This is a genomic window from Butyricicoccus sp. (assembly GCF_050872565.1).
Lineage (GTDB): Bacteria > Bacillota > Clostridia > Oscillospirales > Butyricicoccaceae > Butyricicoccus_A.
On the sequence record NZ_JBNMHC010000255.1, the window covers coordinates 1 to 3,307 of the forward strand.

Sequence of the window (3,307 nt, forward strand, 5' to 3'; positions counted from 1 at the left end):
ACGCCGGTATACGTTGTCGATGCCGGGCAGCACAAGCGTTTCCATGAATCGCTTGATGAGCGTGGATTTTCCCGTCCGAACCGGCCCGACAACGCCGATATAAATGGTGCCGCCGGTGCGGCGGCTAATATCTTCGTATAGTTTTTGACGTTCCATATACACCTCCGTGTACTTATCGGACTGGGATGAGCAACATTTGTGCCTGCGTACTGATAGAATCCCCGCTGATTTGATTGGCTTGGCGAATGGCGTCTACTGTGGTGCGATAGCTCTTAGCAATGTCCCACAACCGCTCTCCGGCTTCCATATACCGCAAAATTACGGACACAGGAGCCGTTGAACTGCATACATCGGTGTCAATTGTGAGTGCGGTCAAATCGCGAATGGTCAGCGGTTCTTGCGCGAGCAGTGCACAGCGTCCGCTGAGAGATAACACAAGGGAATCTTCTCCACTGACTGCGGCAGAGGCGCGGCATTGCAGAGACTGCAATCGCACGGTTCCGGCTGTTTCCGGCGCATCCAGCGGCATTTGCACCGCGCGGTGAATGGAATAATAGGAACCGTCTTCTGCGCGATACACCACACAGACCATCATGCGCAGAGACAGGGGAGTTGATTCCTGCATCAAACGGTCGGGAACCGCTGTGACGTCGGCGATTTGTGCGATTTTCATGCCGACAGAGAGTGTTTCGGACGCTTCACATCCCATTTCGGGAATCAAACGGCAGGTGGGAAGCTCTATCGACCGGCTTTCCGTTTGCACGGGATGTTGGAGATGATAGACATCTTCAATCGTTTGCAGTGTGAGTGTTTCAAAGGCAGTGAGCAGAACCGAAGCACCGAGTCCGACACTGATGAGGCCGTCATCCCGCAGTTCTGCATCCAGATGGCGCACAGAAAAGCGGACACTGAGCTGCTGCTCGTCTTTCATGCCGTCTGCCTCCAAAATTTGTGTAAATGGCAGCACGCAATCGGTGTTTTCCAAGAGACCGTCGGTTGTCTCTGCGAGCAGATGCAATACAGCATCGCCCTTGATAATGGCTTTTTCATTCATCAGACGGCAGTCTGAGAGCCGCAGTTCCGCGCGGGGGACGGCAATGCTGCTGTAGCGCGAAAAATCCGTGAGATTGACATCGTCCATCAGCGTAAATTCTCGGCGGCAGGCAGCGACCGGCAGCGTGACAATGTGAGAAGCGGGAAGAAGCTCTAACTCTTCCTCTGATTCGTCAAATCCGGTTGTCAGAGAAAGCGACTCCGGCGCAAAGACCTGACAGGAAATGCAAAGTGTTGCCGTCACAGACAGCTTGCGGGAATTCATAATACGGGCATCTGCCGATACCACACGGCAGGAAGCGAACAATTGACAGCTTTCTTGGATGCCCTCCGCCTCTTCGATGTGTGCAAAGCTCACTGGTATGTCCAGCTTTCGCAATCCGCCGCCCTCGGGAACATAAAACACCGTCATGCGAATGCTGCCGGACAAAAAGACGCGGCCGGATTGCGGCACATCGTCCTTGAGCTGTGGGCTGCCAAAGACAGCGGCAATGCGCATGAGATCGGGAAATGTATCCGGGACAATGGCATCTGCGGTTTCTTCATAGGTATTTACGGTATCCAGCAGCAAATGGCTGATACCAAACGTACTTTTTTTCGGTTCCATATGCCTTCCTCCTATGTCAAGTGTTCCTGGATGATGCTGTTGATATAGTGTTATGGCGGAGCGGAAAAAAGTATGACAAGAAAATCAATTGCGGGGAGTCGAAGGTTGTAGTATACTGAGACCAGAAGGTGTGTATTTGAGAGGAGGTGTCCGTGATGCAGCGATTTGCAGTGATTTTTGACTTCAATGGAACGATGTTATTTGATACGCCTCTGCAATATCAGGCGTGGAACATGCTGGCGGAAAAGACTATGGGGCGAAGCATTGGCATTGACCAGTTTTTGCGCACGGCCAATGGAAGATCCAGCACAGAAACCGTCGATATTTTCTGGGGCAATTCCTTGACGATGGATGAGAAGCAAGCGTTGATTTTGGACAAGAGACAAGCGTATAAAGAGTTGTGCCTGGCGCATCCGGAACTCTTTCACTTGGCGGACGGCATTCCGCAGATCTTGGATTTTCTCAAAAAGCATAAGATTCCCTTTACCATTGCGACATCATCCAATCCCGCGAGTGTCGATTTCTATTATGACAATTTGCAATTGGATCGTTGGTTCCGGCGAGAAGATATTGTCTGTACCGATGGCAGCTTTCGCGGAAAACCGGCACCGGATATTTATTGTGCTGCGGCAAAGAGCCTGCATATGCATCCGAAAGACTGTATTGTGATTGAAGATGCGGTGGCGGGCGCCTATGCAGCGCGCGGCGCGGGTATTGGCTATGTCATTGTAATTGATCCGGAGGACTCTGGGCTGATTTGGGTCGGAGAACAGGTGGATTGTGTCATCCAAGAGCATGGACAGCTGTATGCGATGCTGTGCGATAAGATAAAGAAAAAGACGGGTCTCTCCTGAGATCCGTCTTTTGTGTTAAATGGAAGCAATTTTGGTTTTGCGAATGCGGCGCATGAACACACAGGCAATCGCGGCAGAAACCACTTCTGCAAACAAGAATGTCCACCAGACGAGGGAAGGCATTTCTGTGCGCAAACCAAGGCGTGCCAGCAGCCAAGCGACCGGCAGAACAAAAATCAACTGACGGCACAGAGAGATGACCAGCGATTCCATACCGCTGCGCAGTGCCTGAAAAATACCCTGAAAGGCGACATTGGCTCCGGCAAAAATCAGACTGAGCGAAATGATGCGAATCGCATAGATACACAGCTGCTCGGTTTCGCCGGACAGACCAAAAATAGAGGACAGCGGAGAGGCAAACAGCTCGAGTGCTAATGTGCCGACCAGCATGATGATGAGTGTGTACAGCATACCATATTTGATGCCTGCGTTGACGCGCTGCTTGTCACGCATTCCGTAGTTGAACGAGACAATCGGCGTGATGGCATCGCGCAGACCAAAGGCGGCAAACAACAAAAACTGCTGAATTTTGTAGTATAGACCGTAGGCAGTCACGGCATTTTCACTGACCGTGCCGAGAATCAGATTGAGTCCATACGTCATGACGGACATGAGTGCCTGTGCGATGATAGCAGGCAATCCAATGGTGTAGATCTGCTGAATCAGACGCTTGGATGGCTTGATATAGCGCAGACCGTTTGTGATTTCCTTGTTGACGGCAAGATGAAAGGCCAAAGCGACAACACAGGAGACAATCTGACCAATGACTGTCGCATACGCCGCACCGCGGACA

General features: G+C 51.5%; 3 protein-coding genes and 1 pseudogene. 1 reads left to right on the plus strand and 3 read right to left on the minus strand.

Features of this window, described 5'->3' with window-relative positions:
* A pseudogene (locus ACR0P9_RS09595) lies at positions 1-156 on the minus strand (stage IV sporulation protein A); the annotation flags it as partial.
* Between the two features lie 16 nt (positions 157-172).
* Positions 173-1,660 (minus strand): DUF3794 and LysM peptidoglycan-binding domain-containing protein, encoded by a 1,488-nt coding sequence (locus tag ACR0P9_RS09600; RefSeq protein WP_432619591.1) that lies wholly within the window; start codon positions 1,658-1,660, stop codon positions 173-175.
* Between the two features lie 155 nt (positions 1,661-1,815).
* Between ACR0P9_RS09600 and ACR0P9_RS09605 the strand changes: the two genes are divergently transcribed.
* Positions 1,816-2,514, plus strand: a complete 699-nt coding sequence (locus ACR0P9_RS09605; protein WP_432619593.1) for an HAD family hydrolase — start codon at positions 1,816-1,818, stop codon at positions 2,512-2,514.
* A 15-nt stretch (positions 2,515-2,529) separates the two neighbouring features.
* Here ACR0P9_RS09605 and ACR0P9_RS09610 read toward each other — a convergent pair.
* On the minus strand, positions 2,530-3,307 hold a 778-nt coding region (locus tag ACR0P9_RS09610), incomplete at its 5' end, for an MATE family efflux transporter (protein ID WP_432619595.1).

What these genes read in the sequence shown, in the direction of transcription:
- ACR0P9_RS09605 (WP_432619593.1), top strand. Translation starts at nt 1,816, where the DNA reads ATGCAGCGATTTGCAGTGATTTTTGACTTCAATGGAACGATGTTATTT.
- ACR0P9_RS09600 (WP_432619591.1), bottom strand. Translation starts at nt 1,660, where the DNA reads ATGGAACCGAAAAAAAGTACGTTTGGTATCAGCCATTTGCTGCTGGAT.